General features: G+C 69.6%; 27 protein-coding genes. 17 read left to right on the forward strand and 10 right to left on the reverse strand.

Features of this window, described 5'->3' with window-relative positions; translation table 11 throughout:
* Nucleotides 1-121: 121 nt before the first annotated feature.
* On the reverse strand, nucleotides 122-466 hold the full coding sequence (locus L6E12_RS11185; RefSeq protein WP_236227816.1) for a hypothetical protein: 345 nt from the start codon (nucleotides 464-466) through the stop codon (nucleotides 122-124).
* Nucleotides 463-2,721, reverse strand: coding sequence for an ATP-binding cassette domain-containing protein (locus tag L6E12_RS11190; RefSeq protein WP_236227817.1), 2,259 nt, complete (start codon nucleotides 2,719-2,721; stop codon nucleotides 463-465). The genes L6E12_RS11185 and L6E12_RS11190 overlap by 4 nt, the downstream gene beginning before the upstream one ends.
* A 110-nt stretch (nucleotides 2,722-2,831) precedes the next feature.
* Between L6E12_RS11190 and L6E12_RS11195 the strand changes: the two genes are divergently transcribed.
* From L6E12_RS11195 to L6E12_RS11235, 10 genes are all read left to right on the forward strand, one after another.
* Nucleotides 2,832-3,521 (forward strand): MerR family transcriptional regulator, encoded by a 690-nt coding sequence (locus tag L6E12_RS11195; RefSeq protein ID WP_236227818.1) that lies wholly within the window; start codon nucleotides 2,832-2,834, stop codon nucleotides 3,519-3,521.
* Between the two features lie 111 nt (nucleotides 3,522-3,632).
* Nucleotides 3,633-4,172, forward strand: a complete 540-nt coding sequence (locus L6E12_RS11200) for an aldo/keto reductase (RefSeq protein ID WP_236227819.1) — start codon at nucleotides 3,633-3,635, stop codon at nucleotides 4,170-4,172.
* A gap of 42 nt (nucleotides 4,173-4,214) precedes the next feature.
* Nucleotides 4,215-6,116, forward strand: coding sequence for a prolyl oligopeptidase family serine peptidase (locus tag L6E12_RS11205; protein ID WP_236227820.1), 1,902 nt, complete (start codon nucleotides 4,215-4,217; stop codon nucleotides 6,114-6,116).
* A gap of 284 nt (nucleotides 6,117-6,400) precedes the next feature.
* Nucleotides 6,401-6,934: a hypothetical protein gene (locus L6E12_RS11210; RefSeq protein ID WP_236227821.1), complete on the forward strand. Its 534-nt coding sequence runs from the start codon at nucleotides 6,401-6,403 to the stop codon at nucleotides 6,932-6,934.
* Between the two features lie 144 nt (nucleotides 6,935-7,078).
* Complete coding sequence (locus L6E12_RS11215) at nucleotides 7,079-8,917, forward strand: RHS repeat domain-containing protein (RefSeq protein WP_236227822.1); 1,839 nt, start codon at nucleotides 7,079-7,081, stop codon at nucleotides 8,915-8,917.
* On the forward strand, nucleotides 8,845-9,084 hold the full coding sequence (locus L6E12_RS35685; RefSeq protein WP_374201861.1) for a hypothetical protein: 240 nt from the start codon (nucleotides 8,845-8,847) through the stop codon (nucleotides 9,082-9,084). Before L6E12_RS11215 ends, L6E12_RS35685 begins: the two co-directional genes overlap by 73 nt.
* A gap of 51 nt (nucleotides 9,085-9,135) precedes the next feature.
* The gene (locus L6E12_RS11220; protein WP_236227823.1) at nucleotides 9,136-10,173 is read left to right on the forward strand and encodes a hypothetical protein; all 1,038 of its coding nucleotides are present in this window, start codon (nucleotides 9,136-9,138) and stop codon (nucleotides 10,171-10,173) included.
* 265 nt (nucleotides 10,174-10,438) lie between these two features.
* Nucleotides 10,439-10,657 carry a hypothetical protein gene (locus L6E12_RS11225; protein WP_236227824.1) on the forward strand — a complete coding sequence of 73 codons (219 nt, stop codon included), beginning with the start codon at nucleotides 10,439-10,441 and terminating at the stop codon, nucleotides 10,655-10,657.
* Nucleotides 10,658-10,709: 52 nt separating this feature from the next.
* Nucleotides 10,710-10,961 (forward strand): deaminase domain-containing protein, encoded by a 252-nt coding sequence (locus L6E12_RS11230; RefSeq protein WP_236227825.1) that lies wholly within the window; start codon nucleotides 10,710-10,712, stop codon nucleotides 10,959-10,961.
* A complete protein-coding gene (locus L6E12_RS11235; protein WP_236227826.1) occupies nucleotides 10,958-11,446 on the forward strand; it encodes an SMI1/KNR4 family protein in 489 nt (162 codons plus the stop codon). Before L6E12_RS11230 ends, L6E12_RS11235 begins: the two co-directional genes overlap by 4 nt.
* 106 nt (nucleotides 11,447-11,552) lie before the next feature.
* Here L6E12_RS11235 and L6E12_RS11240 read toward each other — a convergent pair whose 3' ends face one another.
* The 3 genes from L6E12_RS11240 to L6E12_RS11255 form a co-directional block, all read right to left on the reverse strand.
* Nucleotides 11,553-11,912, reverse strand: coding sequence for a CHAT domain-containing protein (locus tag L6E12_RS11240; protein WP_236227827.1), 360 nt, complete (start codon nucleotides 11,910-11,912; stop codon nucleotides 11,553-11,555).
* On the reverse strand, nucleotides 11,909-12,061 hold the full coding sequence (locus tag L6E12_RS11245; protein WP_236227828.1) for a hypothetical protein: 153 nt from the start codon (nucleotides 12,059-12,061) through the stop codon (nucleotides 11,909-11,911). The genes L6E12_RS11240 and L6E12_RS11245 overlap by 4 nt, the downstream gene beginning before the upstream one ends.
* Before the next feature lie 521 nt (nucleotides 12,062-12,582).
* Entirely contained in the window at nucleotides 12,583-13,551 is a 969-nt protein-coding gene (locus tag L6E12_RS11255) for a chlorophyllase (protein WP_236227829.1), read from the reverse strand.
* 187 nt (nucleotides 13,552-13,738) lie between these two features.
* Here L6E12_RS11255 and L6E12_RS11260 point away from each other — a divergent pair, with 187 nt between their 5' ends.
* Nucleotides 13,739-14,344, forward strand: coding sequence for a TetR/AcrR family transcriptional regulator (locus L6E12_RS11260; protein ID WP_236227830.1), 606 nt, complete (start codon nucleotides 13,739-13,741; stop codon nucleotides 14,342-14,344).
* Nucleotides 14,345-14,640: 296 nt separating this feature from the next.
* Here the strand turns inward: L6E12_RS11260 and L6E12_RS11265 are convergent, their stop codons facing one another.
* Complete coding sequence (locus tag L6E12_RS11265; protein ID WP_236227831.1) at nucleotides 14,641-16,065, reverse strand: alpha/beta hydrolase; 1,425 nt, start codon at nucleotides 16,063-16,065, stop codon at nucleotides 14,641-14,643.
* 340 nt (nucleotides 16,066-16,405) lie between these two features.
* Between L6E12_RS11265 and L6E12_RS11270 the strand changes: the two genes are divergently transcribed.
* The 3 genes from L6E12_RS11270 to L6E12_RS11280 are packed head-to-tail and all read left to right on the forward strand — an operon-like array spanning nucleotide 16,406 to nucleotide 18,248.
* Nucleotides 16,406-17,380 carry a zinc-binding dehydrogenase gene (locus tag L6E12_RS11270; RefSeq protein ID WP_236227832.1) on the forward strand — a complete coding sequence of 325 codons (975 nt, stop codon included), beginning with the start codon at nucleotides 16,406-16,408 and terminating at the stop codon, nucleotides 17,378-17,380.
* 46 nt (nucleotides 17,381-17,426) lie between these two features.
* Complete coding sequence (locus tag L6E12_RS11275) at nucleotides 17,427-17,840, forward strand: PPOX class F420-dependent oxidoreductase (protein ID WP_236227833.1); 414 nt, start codon at nucleotides 17,427-17,429, stop codon at nucleotides 17,838-17,840.
* Between the two features lie 57 nt (nucleotides 17,841-17,897).
* Complete coding sequence (locus L6E12_RS11280) at nucleotides 17,898-18,248, forward strand: MmcQ/YjbR family DNA-binding protein (protein WP_236227834.1); 351 nt, start codon at nucleotides 17,898-17,900, stop codon at nucleotides 18,246-18,248.
* A 10-nt stretch (nucleotides 18,249-18,258) separates the two neighbouring features.
* Here L6E12_RS11280 and L6E12_RS11285 read toward each other — a convergent pair whose 3' ends face one another.
* Complete coding sequence (locus tag L6E12_RS11285; protein WP_236227835.1) at nucleotides 18,259-20,049, reverse strand: glycoside hydrolase family 15 protein; 1,791 nt, start codon at nucleotides 20,047-20,049, stop codon at nucleotides 18,259-18,261.
* On the reverse strand, nucleotides 20,046-21,428 hold the full coding sequence (gene zwf, locus L6E12_RS11290) for a glucose-6-phosphate dehydrogenase (RefSeq protein WP_236227836.1): 1,383 nt from the start codon (nucleotides 21,426-21,428) through the stop codon (nucleotides 20,046-20,048). The genes L6E12_RS11285 and zwf overlap by 4 nt, the downstream gene beginning before the upstream one ends.
* Nucleotides 21,429-21,534: 106 nt before the next feature.
* Between zwf and L6E12_RS11295 the strand changes: the two genes are divergently transcribed.
* Complete coding sequence (locus L6E12_RS11295) at nucleotides 21,535-21,738, forward strand: DUF3072 domain-containing protein (RefSeq protein WP_035279714.1); 204 nt, start codon at nucleotides 21,535-21,537, stop codon at nucleotides 21,736-21,738.
* A gap of 12 nt (nucleotides 21,739-21,750) precedes the next feature.
* On the opposite strand, the gene L6E12_RS11300 is transcribed toward L6E12_RS11295, so the two are convergent.
* Nucleotides 21,751-22,926, reverse strand: a complete 1,176-nt coding sequence (locus L6E12_RS11300; RefSeq protein WP_236227837.1) for an FAD-dependent monooxygenase — start codon at nucleotides 22,924-22,926, stop codon at nucleotides 21,751-21,753.
* A 112-nt stretch (nucleotides 22,927-23,038) separates the two neighbouring features.
* Between L6E12_RS11300 and L6E12_RS11305 the strand changes: the two genes are divergently transcribed.
* Nucleotides 23,039-23,521 (forward strand): MarR family winged helix-turn-helix transcriptional regulator, encoded by a 483-nt coding sequence (locus L6E12_RS11305; protein ID WP_236227838.1) that lies wholly within the window; start codon nucleotides 23,039-23,041, stop codon nucleotides 23,519-23,521.
* Nucleotides 23,522-23,597: 76 nt separating this feature from the next.
* On the opposite strand, the gene L6E12_RS11310 is transcribed toward L6E12_RS11305, so the two are convergent.
* On the reverse strand, nucleotides 23,598-24,218 hold the full coding sequence (locus L6E12_RS11310; RefSeq protein WP_236227839.1) for a TetR/AcrR family transcriptional regulator: 621 nt from the start codon (nucleotides 24,216-24,218) through the stop codon (nucleotides 23,598-23,600).
* 193 nt (nucleotides 24,219-24,411) lie between these two features.
* Between L6E12_RS11310 and L6E12_RS11315 the strand changes: the two genes are divergently transcribed.
* On the forward strand, nucleotides 24,412-26,565 hold the full coding sequence (locus L6E12_RS11315; RefSeq protein WP_236227840.1) for a 2Fe-2S iron-sulfur cluster-binding protein: 2,154 nt from the start codon (nucleotides 24,412-24,414) through the stop codon (nucleotides 26,563-26,565).
* Nucleotides 26,566-26,573 lie beyond the last annotated feature (8 nt).

Raw genomic sequence — 26,573 nt, forward strand, 5'->3', positions numbered from 1 at the left:
TGTGCGTGATGTCCGCCCAGCGCACCCAGGCCGTCACCGACAACGCCGCCGCGTTCGGCCGGATCGCACAGCCCTGACGGTGAACCCGGTCCGGCCGGGACGTTCCCGGCCGGACCGGGTGTCACATCCGCTTCGCCCGGTCCCGCACCCGCCGCGCCTCCACGTGCGTGGCGGTGATCGCGCGCGTGGCGAACACGGAATCCCCGGGCTCGATGGTGCTGAGCCGGTGGTAGCGCACCCGCAGCAGTTGCAGGTAGCTCATCAACCCCGCCAGCTCGGCCGCCAGCGGTTCCGGGAGCGGCTCCGCGACCGCGTCCACGGCGGCCCGCAGCACGTCGTGCTGCTCGACGAGCACCGGCAGCACCGCGCCGATCGGGTACGCCCCGCCGCCGCGCGGCCGGTGCCCGTCGAGCACGTCCGCCACGGCCGACGCGGCGGCGGCGACCGCGGCGGGGAACCCGCTCATCCCGCCACCGCCCGGCGCAGGTGCTCGCCGGTCGCGGTGCCCGCCGCGCACAGGTCGCGCGGGGTGCCCTCGAACACGACCTGCCCGCCGCGCCTGCCGCCCTCCGGGCCCAGCTCCACGACCCAGTCCGCGTGGCCGATGACGTCGAGGTTGTGCTCGATGACCACAACGGTGGAGCCGTAGGTGTCGACCAGCCGGTCCAGGACGCCGAGCAGCCTGCCCACGTCGGCCATGTGCAGGCCGGTGGTCGGCTCGTCCAGGACGTAGGTGGTGCCCGAGGTGTGCAGGCGGGTGGCGAGCTTGACCCGCTGGCACTCGCCGCCGGAGAAGGTGGTCAGCGGCTGGCCCAGGCGCAGGTAGTCCAGGCCGACGTCGGCGACCGCGGTCAGCACGGCGGCGACCTTGCGGCTGCCCCGGAAGAACTCCAGCCCGTCGGCCACCGACATCTCCAGCACGTCGCCGATCGAGCGCCCGCGCAGCCGGTGGGCCAGCACCTCGTCGGTGAAGCGGCGCCCGTCGCAGGTCTGGCAGACCTGGGCCACCGAGTCGAACGCCGCCAGGTCGGTCTGGGTGAAGCCCAGGCCCGCGCAGTTGCGGCAGGCACCGGCGGAGTTGGCGCTGAACAGGGCCGGGGCCACCCCGTTGGCCTTGGCGAACGCGGCCCGGACCTGGTCGGCGATCCCGGTGAAGGTCAGCGTCGTCGACCGGCGGTTGGCCCGCGGCGGCGACTGGTCGACAAGCACCGCCTCCGGGTGCTGGGCCCGGAACGCGCCGCCGACCAGGCTCGACTTGCCCGACCCCGCCACCCCGGCGATCACCGTCAGCACCCCGGTCGGCAGGTCCACGCTGACGTCGCGCAGGTTGTGCGTCCGCGCGCCCACCACCGACAGGCTGCCGGTCCTGGCACGCACCCGGTCCTTGACCGTCGTCGCGGCGGTGAGGTGCTCGCCGGTCGGGGTGCCCGCGCCCGCGAGCCCGGCCAGGTCGCCCGCGTAGACGACCCGCCCACCCGCCGCGCCCGCACCCGGCCCGATGTCCAGCACGTGGTCGGCGGCGGTGATCACGTCCCGGTCGTGCTCCACGACCAGCACGGTGTTCCCCTTGTCCCGCAACGTGTGCAGCAACGACGTCAACCGGTGCACGTCGCGCGGGTGCAGGCCGATGCTCGGCTCGTCGAACACGTAGAGCATGTCGTTGAGGCTGCTCGACAGGTGGCGCACGATCTTCACCCGCTGCGCCTCACCGCCCGACAGGGTGCTGGTCGCCCGGTCGAGGCTCAGGTAGCCCAGCCCGATGTCGACGAGGTGGCCCACCAGCCCCACCAGCGCGTCGACCACCGGCTGCGCCTTCGGCACGTCGAAGGCGGTGAGCACGGCCAGCAGCTCGTCGGCCTCCAGCGCGTTGAGGTCCGCGATGGACCGGCCGTCGACCTTGCAGTCGCGGGCCAGTTGCGACAGCCGCGTGCCACCGCACGACGCGCACGGCACGGAGGTGGTGAAGCGCTGCACCATCTCCTTGGTGCGCGCGCCCTTCTCCTCGGCGGTGTCGACGTAGCGGCGGCGGAACTTCACCACCGCGCCCTCGTAGGTCATCTTCACCGTCGAGCCGTTGACGTCCAGCGGCACGTGCCCCGACGTGCCGTGCAGCAGCTCCTCGCGCTCGGCGTCGGTGTAGTCGGCCACCGGCTTCGCCGGGTCGAACCGGCCGGACTCGGCGTAGATCCGCCAGTCCAGCGACCCGACGGCGAACGCGGGCGCCAGCAGCGCGCCGGAGTCGAGGGACTCGGCCGGGTCCAGGAAGGCGGCGAGGTCGACCCCGGTCACCTGCCCCAGCCCGTCGCAGTCCGGGCACATCCCGGCGGGCATGTTGAACGAGAACGCGTCCGCGTACCCGATGAACGGCTCACCCGCGCGGGAGAACAGCAGCCGCAGCAGCGGAGCGATGTCGGTGATCGTCCCCACCGTCGACCGGGAACCACCGGTCAGCGGCCGCTGGTCCACCGCGATCGTGGCGGGCAGGTGCTCGATCAGGTCCACCGCGGGCCGCCCGGACGCGGGCAGGAACGACCGCACGAACGCGGGCAGCGTCTCGTGGAACTGCCGCTGCCCCTCCACGGCGATGGTGTCGAACACCAACGACGACTTGCCCGACCCCGACACCCCGGTCACCACGGTGACCCGGCGCTTGGGGATGTCCACATCGATCCCGGTCAGGTTGTGCTCGTGCGCACCGACCACCCGGATCCACTCCGCCACCGGCGCTGAACTGGCTGAATTCACACTTCAACCCTATCTTTGAACAACCAGTTGAAACCTGGTCTGGAGGTGGCTGGGAAAAGCCTCAACCACCGTGGTAGGCATGGACCATGCCGCTGCGCCCGGTCGACCTCGCCCGCCACGCGGGCATCTCCACCCAGCAGGTCCGCAACCACGAGGCGGCGGGCGTGCTGCCGGAGGTGCCCAGGACCGAGTCCGGGTACCGCCGGTATGGCCCCGAACACCTGCGTGCCCTCCTCGCCTACCGCGCCCTCGCCCGCGCCCTCGGCACCGACCGGGCCACCGCCGTCCTCCACGCCGCCAACGCGGGCGACACCGTCACCGCCCTGCACCTCGTCGACGCCGCCCACGCCACCCTCCACGCCGAGCGCCAGGCCGCCGAGAGCACCGCCGAGGCCCTCGGCGCGGTCGCCGACACCCCGGTCACCCCCGGCCCGGACCGGCTGGTCGGCGAGGTGGCCGCCGTGCTGTCGGTCCGCACCTCCGCACTGCGCGTGTGGGAGGCCGCGGGCCTGCTCACCCCCACCCGCGACCCCGCCACCGGCTACCGCCGCTACACCCCACTCGACGTCCGCGACGCCCGCGTCGTCGCCATGCTCCGCAAGGCCCACTACCCGTTCCCCCGGATCACCCAGGTCCTGACCGACCTGCACCGCACGGGCAGCCGCGAAGCCCTGGCCGCCGCCATCGCCGAACGCCGCGCCGCCCTCGACGCGCAGTCCCTCGCCCTGCTCGAAGCCGCCGGTCTGCTGCACGCCCACCTGACCGCTCACCAATGAGGACCTGGTCGGTCAGGCGCTGGCACCGGTCCGCGACCAGGTGGTGATCGCCACCAAGTTCGGGATCAAGCACGGCGAGCACGGGCCGACCCCGATGTGCCCATCGAAGACGTGGCGGGCACGGTCAAGGAACTGATCGCCGAAGGCAAGGTGAAGCACTTCGGCCTGTCCGAGGCAGGCGCCGAGACGATTCGTCGCGCCCACGCCGTGCAGCCGGTGGCGGCACTGCAGAGCGAGTACTCGCTCTGGGTGCGTGAGAACGAAACCGAAATCATTCCGACCCTGGAGGAACTGGGCATCGGTCTGGTGCCCTACAGCCCGCTCGGCAAGGGATTCCTGACCGGCACGATCGATTCCAGCACGCCGCTGGCCGGCAACGACCTCCGCCGCCTGCTTCCGCGCTTCAACCCTGGAGCGCGGCAAGCCAACCAGGTGCTGATCCACCTGCTGCAGCAGATCGCCGACGACAAAGGAGCCACGCCCGCCCAGATCGCTCTCCCGGTCAGCGCCCTGGCACGTGAGCGATGTGCATCGCCACTTCCTACCGACGTGCGGCGCGTTGCCACCCGGGACACGCGGAGGATCGGCTGGCCCGGTCAGCATGCCGTCGATGTGGCGGCACGCTTCGCTGGAGCACACCGAGCGCACTGACTCGTCCGTGTGGCGCGCTGTTGACGTTGGCACACTGATCACATGACAGATCTGACCGCCGAACTCGTGGCCGAGGGGCACGTTCCGCAGACCCCGGCTCTCGCTCCGAACGGGCATCTGCTCTGCTACGTCCTCGCCCCCACCAGCCGAAGTGGTGACCACTTCGACACCGCACTCTGGCTGGCCGACATCGAAGGCGACGGTGCATGGCGTCGGGCGACCGCCGACACCGCGACGGAGTTCCGGCCTCGCTGGTCCGCGGACTCGCGCACGCTGTACTTCCTGTCCGATCGCGCGGAGCGTGGCACTCCGCAACTGCACCGGTCCACCCCCGCTGACGGCGCGGTGATCGCGTTGACCGGCTGGCGCGCGGGCATCATCGACCACCTGCCGCTCGCCGATCTCAACCTGGTCGCGTTGCTCGCCGAGGACGAGCCCACCGAGCAAGACATGCGCCGCGCCCGGGACCGCGACGACGCCATCGTCGTCGGTGAACACGAACGGCGTGCCCGGTTGCGCCTGCTCGACCTGCGCACCGGCCAGGTCACCACCCCGAGCGTGTTCGGTGATCGGCACGTCGTGGAACTGCGGCAACGACCCGACGGTGGCCCGCTCGCCGTGCTCACCCGGGCCGGCGCCGACCTGGACTACGGCCCCCGCACCGGCAGGCTGCACCTGTTCGACCCCGCCACGGGGACCGCGGAGGACCTCGGGCCGGTCGAGGTCGACGCACAATCCCTGGCCTGGTGGCCTGCTGAAGACGGTTGGCACCTCGGTTACGTCGCCCTCACCCCACCGGTCCTCCACGCAGGCAACGCGGTGTTCGACCTGGCCATGGGCAGCCGCGTCCGGCGCAACCGCACCGCAGGTCTTCCGATGTGCCCCACCGAACTGTGCCAGACCGGCACCGCCCCTCTGGTGGTGTTCGCCGACGGCCTGAACACGACCCTGGCCCGGCTCGACCCCGGTGGTCCCACGACCCTGTCGCAGCATCCCGGCCGCCTCGACTCCCTCACCGCCACCCCCGAGGGCACGATGATCGCGGCACTGACCGGCACCCGCTACGAACCTGCGAACGTGCACATCGGACCACCAACCGGGCCGCTGCGGAAGATCACCGACACCCGCCCTGAGCTGAACGGCGTCACTTTCGGCACCCAGCGGCCACTGGCCTACCGCGCCGCCGACGGCCTCGAACTGGACGGTCTGCTCGTACTGCCGGTCGGGAAATCCGCTTCGGACGGCCCGTTCCCGCTCATCACGCTCGTGCACGGCGGCCCCTACGACCGGTTCGCCGACCGCCTCCAGCTATTCTGGTTCCCCAGCGCGCAGTGGCTGGCCACCGCAGGCTACGCGGTGTTCCTGCCCAACCCGCGCGGCGGCCAAGGCCACGGTCACGAGTTCGCCGCCTGCGTCGCGGGCAGGGTCGGCCGGGAAGAATGGACCGACATCCTGACCGGCATCGACCTGCTCATCGCCGAGGGCATCGCAGACCCCGATCGCCTGGGCATCGCAGGCGGGAGCCACGGCGGGTTCATGGCCGCCTGGGCGATCGGACAGACCGACCGGTTCCGCGCCGCGCTGGTCAGCGCGGGCATCACCGACTGGGGGATGCTCGCCGCGACCGGGGAGAACGGCCAGCTCGATGGCACGCTCGGTGGCAGCACCGGCTGGGACGGGATCGGCCCGCACCCGCATGACGCGGTCAGCCCGATCTCCTACGCCGGCCGCGTCCGCACCCCGGTGCTCATCCTGCACGGTGCGGAGGACACCAACGTCCCCCTCGGTCAGGCCGTGTACTTCCACCGGGCACTGCGCCACTTCGGCGCCGAGCACGAATTCGTGATCTACCCGAGGGAGGGTCACTCGCTTCGGGAACGCAACCACCAGCTCGACATCCTGCGCCGCACCCGCGCCTGGTTCGACCGCTGGCTCCAGCCCTGACCGTGAACGCCCGCCAGCGCCGCCCCCTCGGTCTCAGCCGCCTTCTCCCACACCACGCCCAGCAGCCGGAACCACCGCGGCAACCCGAACGCGTAGCCGCGGCCGGTCAGCGGGGTACCGTCGCCCAGCACGAGATCCCGCGAGTACTCCGTGACATCGACCGCCCTCTACCGCCGCCGGGGGCCAGCCGCCCCGCTGCCGGGCTGTGGGAGCCACCCGTTCGGCCGGGGCGGTCACGAACAGCAGTCAGCCCCAGCGTCTTGGTGGAGACCGGGGCTGCCGGTGTGCCGACCTGGACTGGCTCACTCGCTGCCGTCCTGGGGGACGGTGGTTCAAGCAAAGCGGTCCTGGTCGCCCACACCGTCTACGACAAGCTCAACCGGCCGATCGAGCAGCTCACACCGTTCGACAAGGACGACGCGCTGATCAAGACCCCGGACAAGACGACCTACGTCTACGACGAGGTCGGTCGCATGACCGAGACGTCGACGCCACCCTCGGCCGGGCAGGCGGTTCGCAACACCACCAGGTACTCCTACTTCGACAACGGCTGGGTGCGCGAGTCGACCGACCCGTGGGACATCGCCACCGCCTATGACCACAACCCGCTCGGACAGCAGACCCTCCGCACCGTCAAGTCTGCGGGCGGTTCGTCGAACCGGACGATGACCTGGGACTACTTCCCCGACGGCAAGCTCAAGTCGCGCTCGGACAGCGGCGTGCCGGTGGGCGAGCACGTCGCCTTGGTCGACAACTCCAACACCGCCAACGTCGTGTCCGCCGGAACCTGGACGTCAGTCAGCTCGGGTGCGGGCTAGCAGGGCTTCGGCTACCAGACCGCGCCCGCGGCCACCGGCACGTCGGCGCTGACTTGGCCCCCGATCGTCCCGGCCGACGGCACCTACACGGTCTACGTCAAGTACCCGACGGGCACCGCGACCAACGTTCCGTACACAGTGGACATGGGAACGACGCAGACACCGAAGCCGGTCAACCAGACCCAAAACGGCGGCCAGTGGGTCAGCCCCGGCGCCTACCCGCTCGCCGCGGGCAACGCCGCGAAGGTCACCCTGACCGACGCCGCCAACGGCCCGGTCAACGCCGACGCGGTCAAACTGGTCCGCACCGTCACCGAGACCGACAACGAGGCCAAGACCTTCCCCCACGCCTACGACGCCAACGCCAACCTGCTCACCCTCACCGACAGCAGCCCCGGAGCCAAGGTCGACGCCTACGCGATGACCTACAACGGGCTCAACCAGCTCACCAAGGTCGAGGAGAAGCTCGCGTCGGTCGTGAAGAACACGACCCAGTTCACCTACGACGAGAACGGCGCCCCACTCACCCGCGACCACGACCGCCAGGACTCGCTGTTCCGGTACGACCCGCGGGACATGCTTGACAAGGTCACCAACACCGAGACCGGCGGCACCTCCAAGATCACCACCTTCACCTACACCCCGCGTGGGCGGGTGTCCAAGGAGACCAAGCCCAACGGCAACACCGTCGACCACACCTACAACCTCGACGGCTCACTGGCCTCCCAGATCGAGAAGAAGTCCGGCGGCATCCTGGTCGCCCAGCACCTCCTCGACTACACCGCCAACGGCAACCGCGCCTGCGACGCAGCCAAGATCCAGAACGCCGACAACGCCACGGCCTACCTCGACCACGTCTACGACCCCCTCGACCGCACCTCGGCCAAGACCGACAAGGCGGGAACCCCTTCGGCGAAGACCACCGACTTCGCCTACCTGGGCCTGACCGACAAGGTCGTCACCGAGGAGATCGCAGGCCAACTCCAGCGCACCTACCAGTACGACGCCTTCGACCGCCGCCTCACCCAGGTCAAGAAGGACACCGACGGCGCGGGCCCGGAGGTGGCCGAGGACTCGACTTACGGCTACAACCCGCACACCGACGTCAAAACCCCGACCAAGGACAACGGCGACACCCGCGCCACCTACGGCTACACCGCCTACGGCTCCGACGACGGGCAGGACTTCACCGGCATCGACAAGCCCGACACCCAGCAGCCGGACAAGGAGCCCTTCAACTTCTACCGCTACAACGGCAAGCGCTACGACCCCGCCTCCAGTTCCTATGACATGGGCTTCCGGGACTACAACCCCAGCATCAACCGCTTCAACACCCGCGACACCTACAACGGCGCCCTCGACGACATCAACCTCGGCACCGACCCCTTCAACGGCAACTGCTACGCCTTCACCGGCGGCAACCCCATCACCGAAATCGAACAAGACGGGCAGGCCTTCTGCGCGGACGAGAATTGCACGGAGAGTTGCTCGGAGTGCACAGAGACGGAGTTGACCGCCATCGCCACCAGCCTGAAGGTGATGGAAGAAGCGAGCGTGCGTGCGCTGGCGGTCGCAGCGCCGTCTGATCAACGCTCGGTGAGTACGACTCCCAGGTCGAAAGTGGGATTCAACCCGGCGAGCATGCTCCTGCTGCTGGCCGAGATGCTCACTGCGGATTCATCGTCGAATCCGGACAGGCGCCAAGTCGATGTCAAAGAACAGGCGCGCCAGTGTTCAGCGGCTCCTGGGCACGTCATCGCCGAGATCATCTACCACAACCGTGACCACTGGGATCGTGCGACCGGCGCAGAAGCGCGCTTGAAAATCGGGTCGCGGACTTCGATGAGAAAGGCCGGTTCACTCCTCCCGGTTTCAAGGAAGGGATGGACCGAGGTCATCTCAGCGCGCGGATGTTCGGAGGAGACAACGCGAAGTCGGAGAACTTCGTCCCGCTGTACCTCACAGCCAATCAGGTCACGATGAGGCGGATCGCAGACATGGTTGCCCGGCGACTGGATGCAGGCGAGCGCATCTACTACTACATGCGCCCGGAATACAACCCGCAAACGGCATCGGGTATCCCGCTATCGGTCAGCATTTTCGTCGCCGGTGATTCCGGTGGCCAATGGTACTCTGTGTCCAACAAGTAGATTGGCACGTTCGCGTGCGCCGCGAACGTGCCAACGGATGGAGATGTGCCGGTGCAATCGTGGGAAAAGTTCCTCGCCAGCATCGACTGGCCTGGCGAAACAGGAGATTCTCCTGATTGGCAAGCCGTCGAGTCGGCGCTCGGGCTCACGCTGCCAAGTGACTACAAGGCGATCGTCGAGGCGCTACCAGACGGTGTGTTCCGTGCAGATTTCCGGCTGATCCGGCCCGACGGGGACGACTACCTCGGCTACTCCCGGTATCGGCTTGAAGACATGAGGCAGTGGCGCACATCGGAACCTGAGCGCTTCCCATACCCGATCTACCCCGAAGAAGAAGGGGTGCTCCCGGTCGCCCAAGGCGCTGGCAACGCGTTTATCTTCTGGCAGGTTGTCGAACCTCCGACGACTTGGCGCCTCATCGTCACCGATGAAGAATTCACGCACTGGAGCGAGTTCGATGGCGGACTCGTGGATTTCCTGGTCGAATTGTCCGACGCTCCCTCTGATCAGCCCAAGTTCGTCAGTCAGGCGAGCCGGGTCGCCAAGGCCAACGTATCGAATTCGACTTCGATCTGGAACCGGTTCCCGCTCCGCAATGGTCCTCCGTCCGACACGCTGGACGAGTTGGCGCAAGACTTCGTCCCGGTGCGGGTCGAAGAGCACGACTGGACTGGCCTGCGGCTGCCGCGGGACTACGTGACGTTCATCGACAGGTTCGGACCAGGCCGCTTGGCGGACATCGAGATCACGTCTCCGTTCGGCCCGGGGCGGTGGTCGATGGGTGTTCTGAACGAGCGACCGGTTCCGGCGGGCAGCGAGTTGACCTTGGGCAGCCGTGCAGGAGGTCTCATACTGTGGGGCACCACTCCAGATGGGTGGTCTTGCGGTTGGGGTGTTGACTCGGACGATCCTGATATGTGGGGCGTGGTACTCGTGGAGCCCGATTTCACCCAGTTCGAGTATCCGGACGTCCACTCATTCAGTTCATTCTTGTTGAAGTACACTTCGCCGGATGAAGTGTACTTCTTTCTCGGGCGGAATTCGTGCGACCGGTTGCGGAAGTGGAAGCCCGCCGACGAAAGATGGTAGGCGCCGCGCCAGGCCATGAAGTGCTCCTGTTGGCCTCAGAGGGAAGCCTCGCCAATTTATTCAACTTCTTGCCTCAGGGGTCAGATCAATACTCCAATGGGTACTGAATGAATGCGCGGTTGCGGACCCTGGTGTGCCGTCTCGCGTTTGTCGTAGGCGTGCTCGTGGCGCTGATTTCCTGTAGTAAATCTGAAATCAAGGTCACGCGAGACAGTGTCTTGGATTCGCATTTCGCGCACTGGTGACGGAACGTCGGCATTCGCCGTTGGCTGACTTGGTCGAGGGTGATTGGGATCAGGTGCATGTCTTCGCGATGGATATCCTCCTCGAAGAGGGGGTTGAGGAGGACATAGGGCAATTGTTGGACATGCCTGACTACTACCTCGGTCACGGCAGCGTGCTGGTGTTCCTTTCGCAAGGTCGAGTTCTGCGTGCCGTGGAGTCGTACAAGGTGTTCCTCCACCCCCGCGTCTTCGATCGGTAACGACATGGACACCATCGTCGCGACGAGCGGCAAAAATCAGTAACGTGGCGCCGTGCCCACTCCGACCGAAGTCACTCTGAACCGCGGCCCGGCGGATATCGCTCGAGACTACGATTCGGAGTGGAAGCTTCTCGAACATCTTGCGAAGGGAAGATCAGGGCAGGAAAAAGGGTGGATCCGCATCTACTCAGAGCGCCCGGTCTGCGAGTCCTGTCAAGCGGTCATCGCTGACTTTGAGAAAAAATTTCCCAATGTCACGGTCACCTACGAAGATCTCGGACGCGGGAAAAAAATAACTCGATGAACATGCAGAAGAACCCCATGCCGCCACCTTACCCCGACGTCATCGACCTGCTGACAACGACCGGGCGGGCTCGCCCGGAGGACATCAGGCCGTGCACCCTCGACGAGATCAGTGAGATCCGAACCGCTCGCGGCGGCTCATTGCACCCCCAGTACGAGCAGTTCCTCGCTGTGATGGGCGGGGGAGCGGGCATATTGTTGCGCGGTACGGACTTCTTCCACCCCGACGTCGTCAACATCGGTGTGGAAGGAATCGAGCTGCTCACCGACGACGACGCACTCGACCTGCTCCCCGCAGGCTCAACGCTGGTGGGCCTGCACGGGGGCTCAGAGCTGTACTGGATCGAGCCGGACGGCACGGTCCGCTGGTACAAGGAAGGGCGCGGCATCTACCGCAGTTGGCCGTCGTTCCCAGAGTTCCTGCTTGCTCAGATCCGCGCTGAGGTCAATGCCGCTGCCGAACTCGAACGTTTACGACGCAGGTGAGGTCGAGATCAAGAGGACCACCGGCCGAGTTGGTGGCCGGCGTGGGAGGAGCCCCGCTCGCACGGGAAGGATCCTCGAGATTGATGCGTGGGTGGATCGAGTGATGTCACATTCCGGTGTGGATGTGCGCCCCGCAGTGCGTCGGCAGCGCCGGGTAGGAATTCCGATATCGGCGCAGCACGTGGTTGAGTGTGGTTGCGTCGGTGTCGGGTGGCCGGGTGCCGTTCCAGGTCACGGTGGCGTAGAACGCCTCGGCTATTTCGGGGTTGTCGCGGGTGCGCCAGAGCGTTCCGATGACGCCGCGATAGTCGGCGGGGTGGAAGGCTGAAGCAAGGTCGAGCGGTTCGTCGCGGTGGTGCGGGTCGGTGGCGGCGGCGTCGCAGGCGGACAGGAACGCCAACAGGGCGTCGGTGGGCCGCGTGCGGTAGACGGTGCCGGGGGTCAGCGTCCTCGTGCTGAGCGTCAACCCCGGTCGTACAACAGCGGCGTGGATTGCTTCAGTGCGCCGTGGCAGGCGAAGTGGGCGAGAGCGTGGTGATGCAGGCCCTCTTTCAGCGCGGGATCCTCGGCGGCGCCGTCGAGCAGCACGGTCGATCCCGGCACCAGCCGGGCCACCGCCTCGACCTCTGCGCGCCGGCGGCAGCACCGGCTGGCCGTCCACCGTGCCCACCCCGACCAGCAGCGCCGTTGCCGATGCCCGGGGTGGCTGTCGCGACTCGATCAACACCAGCCAAGCCCGGCTGGAACAGCCAACTAACCGAACTTCCACCAAACCCGGGGCGGTTCAACTCAGAGGTCCTGACAAAGTCGTTGGACGTGTCTCCAGGTGATGATGCGGGTGGCGAGGGCGAGGAAGGTCTCGTGGATGTCGTCGCGGCGTTCCCATCGGATACGCAGGCGTCGGGGTCCCGACCTCCAGCACCTCCGGCAGCCGCACGGACGTGCGCTGCCGCAGGGGCTGGGTGCCGATCAGCGGTGCCGGCCTTGCCCGTGCCGAGGATCGCGGTTTTCACGGGTTCTTCCTGAGGTGGTTCGGACGATCGACATGTGGGGATGCGGTGTCGACAGCGCTGCCAGGCTGCTTGCGGTGGCGATCGCGGCTCACGCGTCGTCTTGTCGGGCGTGCGCGTTGCGGGCTACTTGGTTTCGACCTTCGCCAGGGGCGTCTTCCGGGTTTCCAGGGCTTTCACGGCGATGTCCCAGGACATGTCGCCGGGGAACAACTGGGAACGCAGGTAGGCCCACACCAGCGCCCGCAGCGCGGCAACCCGTTCGGGGTTCTCGTCGGAGGTTTCCGCGGCGTCGTAGCCGGAGATCCCGCCGAACAGGTGCTGTGCGCCCAGGAAGGTCAGCAGCGTCTTGTTCCCGCCGGGGCTGTGGGTGTAGGCGTCCCAGCGGTAGCTGAGCCGGGAGGAGAAGTGGGGGTTGAGGTCCTCGTCGCCTGCGATGACGAGTGCGGCGCCGGTCATCTGCCCGAAGTCGATGTACTTCATCATGGGGTAGTGCTCGGCGGCCCACGGCGAGAAGTGCTCGTCGGCGGTGCCCGGTCCCCCGATCACGACGCCTGCCTTGACCCGGGGATCGGAGAGGTCCTTCTCCCGGGGGTCGTTCGGGTCGGTCACCTGCGAGCCCAGCAGCAGCGAGACCGTGTGGCCGCCTGCCGAGTGCCCGACCGCGGCCACCTTCTCGGTGTCGACGCGGCCCGGCAGTCCTGGAACCGCGGCGAGGACCTCCTCCAGGTGGTCGAGGACGGTGTGCATGTCGACGGCGCGGTCACGCCAGAACAGCGGCGCGTCGGGCAGGTCCTGGTCGCGCAGCCCGAGCACTGTGGAGTCCAGGTGTGTCGGCTGGACGACGACGAACCCGTGGGCGGCCCAGAAATCCGCGACGGGGCCGTAACCGCGCAGCGAGGAGATGAAGTTGGCCATGCCGTGCCCGTGCGAGAGCAGCATCACCGGCAGATCGGTCCCGGTCACTGGCGCCGAGACCTTGATCTCCAGCGGCACGGGCCTGTCCGGTACCTCGAGCGAGACGGGACTGTAGCTGAGGATGGGGGTGGGGTCGCTGACCGGGAAGCCTGCGGCGTCCGCGTAGGACAGGCTCATGGTTGTTCCTCTCAGGCCGTTGGTCCGTGAACCCGTTGTTCGACGGGCTCGGTGGGTGGTCGACTTCGACCGCCCGACAAAAGATTGCCATGGACGGCAAGTTTGCACAAGGAGGTATTTTAGCTACGGGGTGCATGTATGCTGGGGCGCGCAGGCTGTGATCAACGGAGTGCAGGAGAGTGCGACGGTGACCAGTGACGGTCCGGGGCTTCGGGAACGGTCCAAAGCACGACGACGGCGGCTGATCCTGCACACGGCCCTGCGCCTATTCGCCGAACACGGGTATGAACGGACCACGATCGCCGACATCGCCGAGGCGGCCGAAGTCGCGCCGCGGACCGTGACGGGCTACTTCCCGTCGAAGCTCGACTTGATCACCGAGTGGCCTGCCTCCATCGAGCAGCGGGTCATCGCGCTGTACCAACAGGACCCCAGCGTGGAGTTCATCGATCTGGTGGACAGGTGGTGGCACGACCTGCGCGACAACATCGACCCGGAGGAAGCCGCACTCACCCGCGCCATGGCCCTGGCCAACCCCGGCGTGGTCGCCATGGCGGAGGCCGAGGTCTCACAACGAACCCCCGGAACCGGCTTCCCCTTCGACGGAACCGATCGCGACGACCTGTTCGGAGCCGCAGGTCGAGCCGCGATCAGGGGCGTCAACCACGTGTTCCTCCGCGGTGTCGCCGAGGGCCGCATGACCGACGAACTCCACGGCGACCTGCTGCACCTGATCCGCGCCATCGCCGACAGCGCCAACGTCGGCCACGGCTCGCTCAAGCTGGACCCCTGAGGGCTGTCCCGCAACCCGGCCACCGGCGATCACCGGGTGGCGAGACAGCCCCCAGGCGCAGGCCCTCGTTCTGACCGGTTCGGTGCCGCCATCAACTGCGACACGGAAACACCTGCGACAGCGTTGACATGACCACCGCCATCCTCACCAAGTGGGTGCCCGGCCCGGTCTCCCGGGACTTCGACCTGCGGGACCTGGTCGTGGTCATCGGTATGACCGGGCAGGAGTGGCCTGCCACCCGCCGGCTGGTGGAGCGGCGGCCCGCTGACCTGGTGGTCGGCGGGCCGCCGTGGGGTCTACGAGCAGACGAGGTCCTCCGCCGGGCGCTCGCCCGTGGTCAGGTAGGTCGTGACCGCGTCGTTCAGGCACTGGTTCGCGCCGAACAGGTAGGCACCGTGGCCACCCTGCTCGGCGGTGACCATCCGGGACCGGTCACCGAGGGCTCGGCGCATCTTCTCGGCACCGGCCAGCGGGGTGCCCGGGTCATTGGTGTTCTGCGACAGCAACACGTTCGACGGCCCGCGGTCATCGACGTGAACGGGCGGCTCGGCCGGTTCGGTCGACCAGAACGCACACGGGCGGATGTTGGCCCCGGCCCCACCGAACAGGGGGAAGCGCTTCCGGTCCACGGCGGTGTCGTGCACGTAGGTGCCGATCGACCGCGGCCAGCGGTTGTCGTTGCAGAGCAGGTGGAGGTGGCTGGACACGAGGTTGTCCACATCCTGCGCCGCCGCTTCGGTCGCGGTGGGCGGCAGCGGCCGGTTCGTGTCGAGCGCCCGCCACGTCTCGGCCAAGCGGGGCATCCGGTTGTCGCGGTAGAGCCCGCCGAAGGTCAGCAACCGGAACATCGAGCCGTCGATGCCGTCCACCGGCTCCTGGTCCAAGCGGTCGGACAGCTCGTGGAACTTCGCGGTCACCGCCTCCGGCGTGGCGCCGAGGCCGTACTCGGGATGCGAGGCGGCGAACGCGGCGAAGTCCGGGAACCGCGTTTCCATGCCGAGGCCGAACAGGCGGCTGGCCTCGCGGTCCAGTCCGGCCGGGACCAGGTTGCTGTCGAGCACGATCCGGTCGCTGCGCTCGGGGAACAACGTGGTGTAGACCGCGCCGAGATGCGTGCCGTACGAGTAACCGAGGAACGAAATCTTGTCCTCGCCCAGCTTCCTGCGGATCAGGTCCATGTCCCGCGCGGTGGCCGCGGTCGAGATGAACGGGAGCAGGTGCGCGGTCTCGGACTTGGCGCACTGCTCGGCGACGGCCTTCGCGTTCTTCGCCTGCTCCAGCACGTCGACCGCGTTGTGCGCGTAGGGCGGGATGTTGCCGCGGCTCTGCTGCTCCGGCGTCAGGTCGCAGGTCACCGGCGTGCTGCGGCCGACACCACGCGGGTCGAACCCGATGATGTCGTAGGTGTCGAGCACGCTCTGCGGCAGCCCGAGGCCGACGGGGAAGTCCAGTCCGGCTCCGCCCGGCCCGCCGGGATTGGTCAGCAGCACACCCCGGCGCTGCTCGGGATTTTTGCTCGCCAGCTTGGACAGCGCGATCTCGATCTGCGGCCCGTCCGGGTTCCGGTGGTCGAGCGGAACGTCCACGGTGGTGCACTGCAGGCCGGGAACGCCCAGCCCTTCGCAGTCACCCCACCGCAACGACGGTTCCGCGAGCGCCGGTGGTGCGAGTGCCGTCGCGGCCGTGACCGCGGCGACGACGATGGTCAACGCTCTGCGCATGGTTTCCCCCTCCGTGGACGGGACATGCGCTCGCCCACCACCCCGATTAGAAACCGTGCCCTTGCGGCATGGTCAAGAAAATCCGATTTCTGTGAACGGGGCGAACTCAATCTCGTCGTCTTCGAGGAAGCGGAAGAACTGCTTGGTGACCTTGAACTTGTTCACCGCTGTGGAGTCCGGCCGGGTGGAAATCACCCAGTGGAAGAAGAGGAGCCTTCACAGGCTCTCACCTGCGAAGACTCCTCTGACCATTGGGCTGACAGGATTCGGACCCGCGACCCCTTGACCTCCAGTTAGGTGGAGGTGTTCTCCTGGGGGAACGACGGAGGGAGTGGTGATCGTGCGCGTGGTGCGAGCGGTGCGGTTCGGGGGACCCGAGGTGCTGGAACCGGGGTGGGCGCCGGACCCGGAACCGGGAGCGGGGCAGGTGGTGGTCGCGGTGGCGGTCGCCGCCGTCGACTTCGTGCAGACCCAGTTGCGCCGCGGGGTGACGCCTGGGCCGCCGCTGCCGACACCGCCTTACGTCCCGGGGCGGTCGATCGCGGGGGTGGTCGTCTCGGTGGGGGCGGGGGTCGACCCGGGGTGGGTCGGGCGGCGGGTGGTCGGGCACACCGCCAGCGGGTGGGACGGCAACGCCGAGTCGGCCGTGGCCGCGCTCGACGCGCTGGTCGAGGTGCCGCCCGGGGTGGAGCTGACCACCGCGGCGGCACTCCTCGACGACGGCTCGACCGCGCTGGGACTGGTGGAGGCCGCGGGTGTGGCGGCGGGGGAGTGGGTGCTGGTCGAGGCGGCGGCCGGGGGAGTCGGCACGTTGCTGGTGCAGCTGGTGCGGGCGGCGGGAGCGCGCGTCGTGGGGGCGGCTCGGGGGCGGTTGAAGCTGGACCTGGTCACCGGGCTGGGTGCGGAGGCCGTGGTCGACTACGGCGAACCCGGGTGGACCGACCGGGTGCGGGCCGCGACCGGCGGGCGCGGGCCGGACCTGGTGTTCGACGGGGTCGGCGGGGCCATCGGCCGAGCGGCGTTCGAGGCGACCGCGCGCGGCGGCCGGTTCTCCGCGCACGGTGCCGCGAGCGGCAGCGCCACCCTGGTCGACCCCGCGGAGGCGGCCGAGCGCGGGGTGCGGGTGTTGGGGGTCGAGCAGCTCTACGGGTTCCGCTCCGGTTCCCTCGACCGGGTGCGGCGGCTGCTGGCCGACCCGCGGGTCCGACCCGTCATCGGCCAGGCCGTCCCGCTGGCCGACGCCGCCGCGGCGCACGCGGCGATGGAGGCCCGAACCGTCCTCGGCAAGACCCTGTTGATCGTCCGGGAAGAGTGATCGCCCGGGGGAGCCGATCGAGCTGATCACCCGAGGAGGGACCGACATGTCGTTCACCCCCGCCGAACTCGACTACCTGCGCGGCCAACGCCTGGGGCGGCTGGCGACCGTCCAGCCCAACGGAACCCTCCAGGTCAGCCCGGTCGGGTTCCGGTACAACGCCGAGACCGGCACCATCGACATCCTCGGCTTCACCATGTCCACCAGCCGCAAGTACCGCAACGTCGAGGCCAACGGCCGCGCCGCGTTCGTCGTCGACGACGTGCCCTCGGTCGACCCGTGGCGGGTGCGCTGCCTGGAGGTCCGCGGTCGCGCGGAGGCCGTCCCCGGGACCGGGCCGGGGCCCGGCGGCACGGACGGCGCCGTCATCCGGGTGCACCCGGAGCGGATCATCAGCTTCGGCATCGACGGCCCCGACCGGGAGGCGCACGACCTCGTCGCCCACAACCGCGACGCGTAGCCGGTTCTGTCGGGGGTGCCGGCTAGGCTTTCGCACCTCGACCCCGGGGAGTGGATGATGGCCGTGCGCAGTGAGCAGTTCTTCGACATCCTCGGCGCCCTCGCCGAGGTCGACCGCGCCGACGGTGAGCGCGCCAGCAGCTTCTCCGTGTGCGGCAAGAGGTTCGGTTACTACTGGCCGCGCACGCAGACCGTCGGCCTCAAGCAGACCCTGTCGGAGCAGCAGGCGCTCGTCGCCGAGCGGCCGGAGGTGTTCGAGGAGCAGTTCACCTGGGGCGGGTTCGGCTGGGTCGTGGTGCAGCTGTCCGGGGTGGAGGTCGACGAGCTGTCCGAGCTGGTCTTCGAGGCGTGGCGGCTGTCCGCCCCGGAGGACCTGCTCGCCAGGGTGCCCGACCACCCGGTGGTGTGACCGGGGGCGGTCAGGCGGTGTCGAAGAAGCGGTCCAGGTTGGTGGCGGCGCTGATCAGGGCCAGGTGGGTGAACGCCTGCGGGAAGTTGCCCAACTGCTCCCCGGTCAGGGCGATCTGCTCCGCGTACAGCCCGAGGTGGTTGGCGTAGGTGAACATCTTCTCCATCGCCAGCCTGGCCCGGTCCTGCTGCCCGGTGCGCGCCAGCGCCTCCACCCACCAGAACGAGCACAGCGAGAACGTGCCCTCCTCCCCGTCGAGGCCGTCCGCCCCGGCCTCGGGGTCGTAGCGGAAGACCAGGCTGTCGTCGACCACCAGCGCCTCGTCGATGGCCTCGACCGTGGCCAGGAAGCGGGGGTCGGTGGGGGAGCAGAACTTGACCATCGGCATCAGCAGCAGCGCCGCGTCGAGGCCGTCGGTGTCCTTGGCCGCGGTGAACGCCCCGCCGTTCCAGCCCTCGGCCATGATCTGGCGGTAGATGTCGTCGCGGACGGTGGTCCAGCGGGTGAGGTCGGCGGGGAGGCCGCGGCGGCGGGCCACGCGGACCATGCGCTCGACGGCCACCCAGCACATCACCCGGGAGAACGTGTGGTCGCGGGCGTCGCCGCGGGACTCCCAGATGCCCTGGTCCGGCTGGTCCCAGTGGTCCATCAACCAGTCGAGCAGCACGCACAGGCCCGCCCACACCTCGTGGGAGATGCCCGCGCCGTGCTTGTCGAACAGGTAGATCGAGTCGATCACCTCGCCGTAGACGTCGAGCTGGAGCTGGCCCGCGGCCCCGTTGCCGACCCGGACCGGTCGGGAGCCGTGGTAGCCGGACAGGTGGTCCAGCTCCTCCTCGACCAGGTCGCTGTCGCCGTCGATGGTGTAGAGGACGCGCAGCGGGCCCAGTTCGCCGTCGTGGTCCTCGGTGACCCGGTCGGTCAGCCAGCCGGTGAACGCCTCCGCCTCGTCGACGAAACCCAGGCGCAGCAGGGCGTACAGGCTGAACGCGGCGTCGCGCAGCCACACGTACCGGTAGTCCCAGTTGCGCTCGCCGCCCAGCCGCTCGGGCAGGCCGAGGGTGGGGGCGGCGATCACGGCGCCGGTGGGCTCGTGGGTGAGCAGCTTGAGCGTCAGCGCCGAGCGGTGCACCATCTCCCGCCAGCGGCCGGTGTAGCGCGACGCCGACAGCCAGTCGCGCCAGAACCCGACCGTGGCGTCGAACAGGTCGCCGTCGTGCTCCCCGGCCGGTCCGGGGTCGCCGACCTCCAGCACGAACAGCGCGGTTTCCTGCGCCGACAGCGGGAACTCCGCCCCGGCCGCGCCGTTCCCCACCTCCAGCTCCACCGAGGACTCCAGCGCCAACCGCAGGTCCGGAGTCTCGAACACCACCCGCCGCCCGTCGCCACCGGTGTCCGGGACGGCGCGGCCGTAGTCGGGGCGCGGTTCGACGTGCACCCGCATGGTCATGTGCCCGCGCACGTTCACCACCCGGCGCACCAGCCGCTGGCGGTGGTCGGGGTCGTGCGGGCGCAGGATCGGCATGTAGTCCTGCACCTCGACGATGCCGTCCTCGGTGAGGAAGCGGGTGATGAGGATGTTGGTGTCGGGGAAGTAGTACTGGTGCCTGGTGACCACCTCGCACACCGGGTTGACCAGCCAGTGCCCACCGCGCTCGGCGTCGAGCAGCGCGCCGAAGACGCTGGGCGAGTCGAACCGGGGCGCGCAGAACCAGTCGACCCGGCCGTCCGTGCCGACCAGCGCCGCCGTGCGCAGGTCGCCGATGATGCCGTGCTCGGCGATCGGCGGGTACGCGGTCACTGTTCGGCGGCCCGCCAACCGGCCGCACCGGGCACGGCCAGCGCCGCCTTCGGCCCCCAGCTCCCTCTGTCGTAGACCTGGACCGGCGGCGGGTTCTCCAGCACCGGCTCGCACACCTCCCACAGGCGTTCGATCTCGGCGTTGCCGCTGAACAGCGTCTGGTCGCCGCGCAGCACGTCGAGCAGCAGCTTCTCGTAGGCCTCCAGCGGTTCCGCGCCCTGGAACGCCTCCTCGAAGTCCAGGTCCAGCCGGGCCGACCCGACCTCCAGGCTCGGCCCCGGCTTCTTCGCCCGGATGCGCAGCCCCACCCTCGGCTCCTCGGTCAGCTCGAACACCAGCTCGCTGGGCGCGCAGTCGATCCGGTTGGGGAACATCGCCAGCGGCGGCTCGGTGAACCCGACGGTCACCGTGCGCCGCGACTGCGCCATCGCCTTGCCGGTGCGCAGGTAGAACGGCACGCCCTGCCACCGCCAGTTGTCGACGCGGGCCTCCAGCGCCACGAAGGTCTCCACTTCGGAGTCCGCGGCCACGCCCTCCTCGTCGCGGTACCCGTCGTACTGGCCGAAGACGACCTTCTCCGGGTCCAGCGGGCGCAGCGAGCGGTAGAGCTTGAGCTTCTCCGCGCGCAGCGCCTCCGCGCTGATCTCCGTCGGCGGCTCCAGCGCCAGGAACCCGAGTAGCTGGCACAGGTGGGTGGTGACCATGTCGCGGAAGGTCCCGGTGGACTCCATGAAGCTCGCCCTGCCCTCGATGCCGATCGACTCCGGCACGTCGATCTGCACGTAGGCGATGTGCCCCTGCCGCCAGATCGGTTCGAACAGGCCGTTGGCGAAGCGGAACACCAGGATGTTCTGCACCGCCTCCTTGCCGAGGAAGTGGTCGATCCGGAACAGGCTGTCCTCGTCGAACACCTCGTGCAGCGCGGAGTTCAGCTCGCGCGCGGTCTCCAGGTCGCTGCCGAACGGCTTCTCCAGCACCAGCCGCGCGTCCTGGGACAGGCCGGTCTTGCCGAGCATGTCCACCATCGGCCGCATGGTGCCCGGCGGCACGGACAGGTACAGCAGCGTGCGGGAGTCCCCGCCCAGCTCCGCGCGCCGCGCCCTGACCGCCGCCGCCAGCTCCTCGCCGTCGTCGGCCGAGGAGGTCTGGAACGTGATGTGCTCGGCGAACTCCGCCCACCCCGGGGCGTCGGGGTCCTTGGCGACCTTGGCGCGGAACTCCTCGTCGGTGCCCGGCGAGTGCCTGCCCGACCCGATGACGGCGAACTCCGGCAGCAGCCCGGCCTGGTGCAGCTTGAACAGCCCGGGGAACAGCTTGCGCCTGGCCAGGTCCCCGGTCGCGCCGAAGATCACGAACACGTGCGGCGGGATGGTCTCCATGTGCTCCGAGTATTCGCCCGCCGCCCGCATCCCGCTCGGCGTGCGCGGGTGAATCGATCCGACTACCTTGGCCGAACACCCGTTCGACCTCCCGAGGAGACCGCAGATGACCGAGTCCACGCCCGAGCCCACGGCCGAGAAGCCCACCGACGAGTGGGTCACCGGCGACGAGCCGATGACCGGCCCGCAGCGCTCCTACCTGCACACCCTCGCCCAGGAAGCCGGTGAGGAGGTCCCGGACGACCTCACCAAGGCCGAGGCGAGCGAGCGGATCGAGGCCCTGCAGGAGCGCACCGGCCGGGGGGCGTAAACGCGGGATACCTCACGCCGCGTAGTCCGCCAGCGCGAGCGCGGTGGTGACCTCCCGGCTCGTCCGTCCGGGCAGGAGGGTCGGGTCGGCCAGCGCCGCGTCGCGCAGCCGCAGTTCCTCCGCCGTGCGCGGGATGAGCGTCGGTGCGCCACCGGCCGCGAGGGCCTGGTTGCGCTCCACGAAGCCGCGGAGGCCCCGCTCGTACGCGGCGAACGCCTCGGTGTGGTCGGCGTGCGTGGCCAGCTCACCCGCCAGGACGTAGGCGCCGACCAGCGCGATGCTCGACCCCTGCCCGGAGAGGAACGACGGGGCGTAGGCGGCGTCGCCGACCAGCGCCACCCGGCCGGTGGACCAGGCGGGCAGGTGGATCTGGCTGACGACGTCGAAGTACAGGTCGTCGGCGGCGCGCATGGCGGCCACCATGCGCGGGATCTCCCAGCCGTGACCGGCGAACTCGGCCGCGACCAGGTCGCGTTGCGCGGCCGGGTCGCGGTGGGCACCCGCGGGCGGTTCGGGGCTGGTGAAGGTGAGGAACGCGTGCAGCCGGTCGCTCGCGCCCGCCGCGTAGAGCACGCCCGCCTTGCCGGGGGTGTTCCAGGTGATGCCGCCGTGGGCCAGGCCCAGGTGGTTGGGCATGGTGAACCCGGCGAAGCAGTAGCCGAGGTGGCGGAGGTAGTGGGCTTCCGGGCCGAAGGCGAGCCGCCGGGTGCCCGAGTGCAGCCCGTCCGCTCCGATCACCAGGTCGAAGGTCGCCCGGTCACCGCCCCGGAACACCACATCGACGCCGGAGTCGTGCTCGGTGAGAGCGGCGATGGAGTCGTCGAAGCGGAAGTCGACCCGGTCGCGCACGGCGTCGTAGAGGACGTCGGTGAGGTCACCGCGGGGCAGCTCCAGGTCACGGCCCTCGACACCCCCGGTGACCTCCTCCGGCCGGATGGTCCCGACCTCATGCCCGCCGACGTCGACGAAGGTCAACTGCCGCGTGTCGATGTGCTTCGCCGCGACCCGGGGGAGCAGCCCCATCCGGTCGACGACCTCCACCGCGGTGCCCCGGATGTCGATCGGGTAACCGCCACCGCGAACGGACCCCGCCTTCTCCACTACGGTGACCTCGAAACCGTGGTGCCGCAACCAGAACGCCAACGTCGGTCCGGCGACACTGGCACCGGAGACGAGAACACGAGTCATAGCTGCCTACCTACCTTAGGTATCTTTGTGTGCGCCGCGAGTGCCTGCTCGCGGCGAACGGGATGCCGTCAACCATATACCTAAGTTAGGTATGAATGAAAGAGGAGTGCTGATGCCCACCGACGCCGGGGAAGCCGACGACCTGCTGGCGGCCCTGTTGCCCCGCCTCTCGCAGATCAGCACCGCGGTCACCCGCGGCAAGCTCGACGAGCGCGCCATGGCGGCGGCGGGCGTGGCACTGGAGCGCCCCGCCATGACGGTCCTCACCGTCCTGCACGTCGCGGGTGAACCCCTGCGCGTCGGCGAGATCGCCACCCGGATGCAGGTGGTCGGCCCCCACGTCACCCGCCAGCTCAACGCCCTGGAGGCCCGCCACCTCGTCCAGCGCGTCACCGACCCGGACGACTCCCGCGCCCGCCTGGTCGAGCTGACCTCGGAGGGGCGGGACTTGGCCACCCGCTACCTGGGTGTCCTGTTCGGCTGGTTCACCGAAGCCCTGGCCGACTGGTCCCCCCAGGACCGCCGCACCCTCACCGGCCTCCTCGCCCGCTTCGCCGACGACCTCACCGCCCACCTCGCCCGCTTCGCCGACTGACCGGTGCCGAACACCGGGTGACCCGCGCGCCGGACCGCCTCCCACGAGGCGCGTGGTGGACAGGCCGGAGGCGCGGCTACCGGCCCCCGCGCAGGTAGCCGGTCACCATGGCGACCAGTTCGTCCTCGAACACCTCGACGGGGGTCGCCCGCGGGGCGGCCATGAACCTGTGCGTGTTGATCTCCACGGCGAACAGGATGATCTCCGCGGCGATGTCGGGATCACCCACGCGGATGTCCGGGTGCCGGACGATGACCTCGCGGACCTGGGCGGTGCGCAGCCTCGTGTGCCGGTCGACCGTGTCGCGCAGCGCCTGGGAGATCGGTGCTTCCTCGATCATCACCCGCAGCAAGCGCGGGTCGTCGCTGTGGTTGTCGATGGCGTCGCGGATGAACGCCCGGACCGTGGCCTCCAGCGTGCCGGGGGACAGGTCGAGGTCGTCGACGCCGGTCCAGGTGCCGCGGTCTATGTGCTGGACCAGGAGTTCGGCGAGGATGGCGTCCTTGTTGGGGAAGTACTGGTACAGCGAGCCGATGGAGACGCGGGCGCGCTCGGCGATGCGGTTGGTGGTGCCCGCGGCGTAGCCGAACTCGGCGAAAATGTGAGCAGCCGCGGTGAGGATGCGCTCGCGCGTGAGTTCGGCGCGCACCTGGCGGGGCTTGCGACGTGGCGTCAAGCGGTGATCTGCCGACGGCATCCCGGTCCTCCCCCAGCGCGGCGAAAGCGAGTGTTCAATACTTGAGTTATTGCTCATAATAGTGGCATGAGCTGCTGGAAAGAAACTCCGGGTGGTACCTCGTGACCCCGGGGGCACGCATGTCTACAGCGGTCACCCCGTCCGCGGGCCACCGGCGGCACGACTGGTCCCCACCGAACGGAGGCGGATCTCCGTGCAGGTGAACGCGTTCCGCCGCGTGACAACGGGCGACGAGGTCGAGGCGATCCTGGGGCGACCCCCGTCGATGATCATGCTGAAGCAGGTCAGCGCCCTCGACGAGGGCTGCCGGGCCGCCTTGGCGCACTCCCCGCTCGCGGGCTTCGGCTACCGCGGTGCCGACGGCGTCAGCCGCACGACCTTCCTCGGCGGCACACCGGGATTCGTGCGCGTCCACTCGCCCACCCGGGTGTCGTTCACCCTGGCCGACGGAGAGGCGCACGGCGCGGTGTCGTTCGTCTTCCTCCTGCCGGGAGTGGGGGAGACGCTGCGGGTGAACGGTTCCGTGGCCAAGCGGAAGGGCGCCGAGACGTTCGTCGACGTCGAGGAGGCGTACGTGCACTGCGCGCAGGCGGTCATCCGCTCACGCCTGTGGCAGCCGCCCGCGCCCGCCGGGCAGACACCCGAGGTCGAGGGCGAAGGCCCGCTGCGCGGACCCGGGATCGCGGACTTCCTCGCCGCCGCGCCGTTCCTCGTCCTGTCCACCTGGGACGGTTCGGGCGGCGCTGACACCAGCCCGCGCGGGGACTGGCGGACCGTCGCGCGGGTCCTCGACGGCCGGACGCTCGTCATCCCGGACCGCAGGGGCAACAAGCGCGCGGACAGCCTCCACAACCTCCTGCGGGACGACGGCCTCTCGTTCGCCGCCCTCGTCCCGGGCCGGACCGGCGTGCTGCACGTCAGCGGCCGGGGCTCGATCACCGACGACCCGGCACTGCTGGAGACGATGGCGTTGCGCGGCATCCCCCCGCACGCGGCGCTGCTCATCGACGTCGCACACGCCGAGGTGGCCGCCAGCGACGCCGTGGCGCGCTCGCGGGTGTGGACCGCGGGCGCGCGCCTCGACCACGGCACGGCACCGGACCTGATGGCCGTCGCCGGGAACCACCTCGCCGCGAACCTGGCCGCCGCCGAGGGAGGCCTGCTCACCCGCGTGCTCGGCGCCACCGCGAAGGTGCCCGGGCTCGGCCGGGCCCTGCGACTGCTGAGCGACTTCGTCTACCGGTCCGGGCTGCGCAAGGAGGGCTACGAGGGCGTCGAGGTCCGCACCCGGCGCGACGGGCGGTCGGAGCGCCCCGCCACCGGGTCGGCGGAGAACCGGTTGCGGGAGGTGCGGGTCGCCGAGGTGCGGCGGGAGACGCCCGGCGCGGTCACCCTCGTCCTGGAGGCCGTCGGGAGCCCGGCGTCCTTCGACTTCCGACCCGGGCAGTTCTTCACACTGGTCACCGACATCGACGGCCGACCGGTGCGGCGGGCCTACTCCGCGTCGTCGGCGCCCGGGGCACCGCGGCTGGAGGTGACGGTCAAGCACGTCGAGGGCGGCCGGTTCTCCACCCACGTCCACCACGACCTGCGCGCCGGGGACCTGCTGTCGGTGCGCGGTCCGTCCGGGGCGTTCCACGCCGATCCGGCGGCGGCGCACGAGGTCGTCCTGATCGCCGCGGGCAGTGGCGTGACGCCGATGATGAGCATGATCCGCACCCTGCTGGCGGCATCCCCCACGACCGCCCGGATCGCGCTGCTCTACAGCAACCGCTGCGAGGAGGAGGTCATCTTCGCCGCCGAACTCCTCCGGCTGGCGGGGCAGCACCCGGAGCGGTTGTCGGTCACACACGTCCTGACGCGCGAGCGCGGGCGGCTCGACGCCGCGGGTGTGCGCACCTGGCTCACCGAACTCGGGCCATCCGCGGACGCCCGGTACTACCTGTGCGGGCCGCAGGCGCTGATGGACACCGCCCGGGGCGTCCTGGCCGAGCGCGGTGTGCCGGACGACCGGGTGCACCACGAGCGCTACACCAGCGGGGCGGACACGACCGCCACGACCACCGCGCCGCAGGAGATGGTCGTCCGGGACGGGGCGCACGAGGTCGGCTCCGCAGTGGTCGAGCCCGGTCAGACGCTCCTCGACGCCGGGCTCGCGGCGGGGCTGCCGATGCCGTACTCGTGCACGGTCGGCAACTGCGGGGACTGCGTGGTGAAACTCCGCGGCGGGGAGGTCGCGATGAACGGGCCGAACTGCCTGACACCGGAGCAGGAGGCCGACGGCTACGTCCTGACGTGCGTGGGCCGCCCGCTGTCCGAGGTCACCCTGGACATCGCCGAGCCGTGACGACGGAC

The organism is Actinokineospora sp. PR83 (assembly GCF_021056305.1).
In the GTDB taxonomy this organism is placed as follows: Bacteria; Actinomycetota; Actinomycetes; order Mycobacteriales; family Pseudonocardiaceae; genus Actinokineospora; species Actinokineospora spheciospongiae.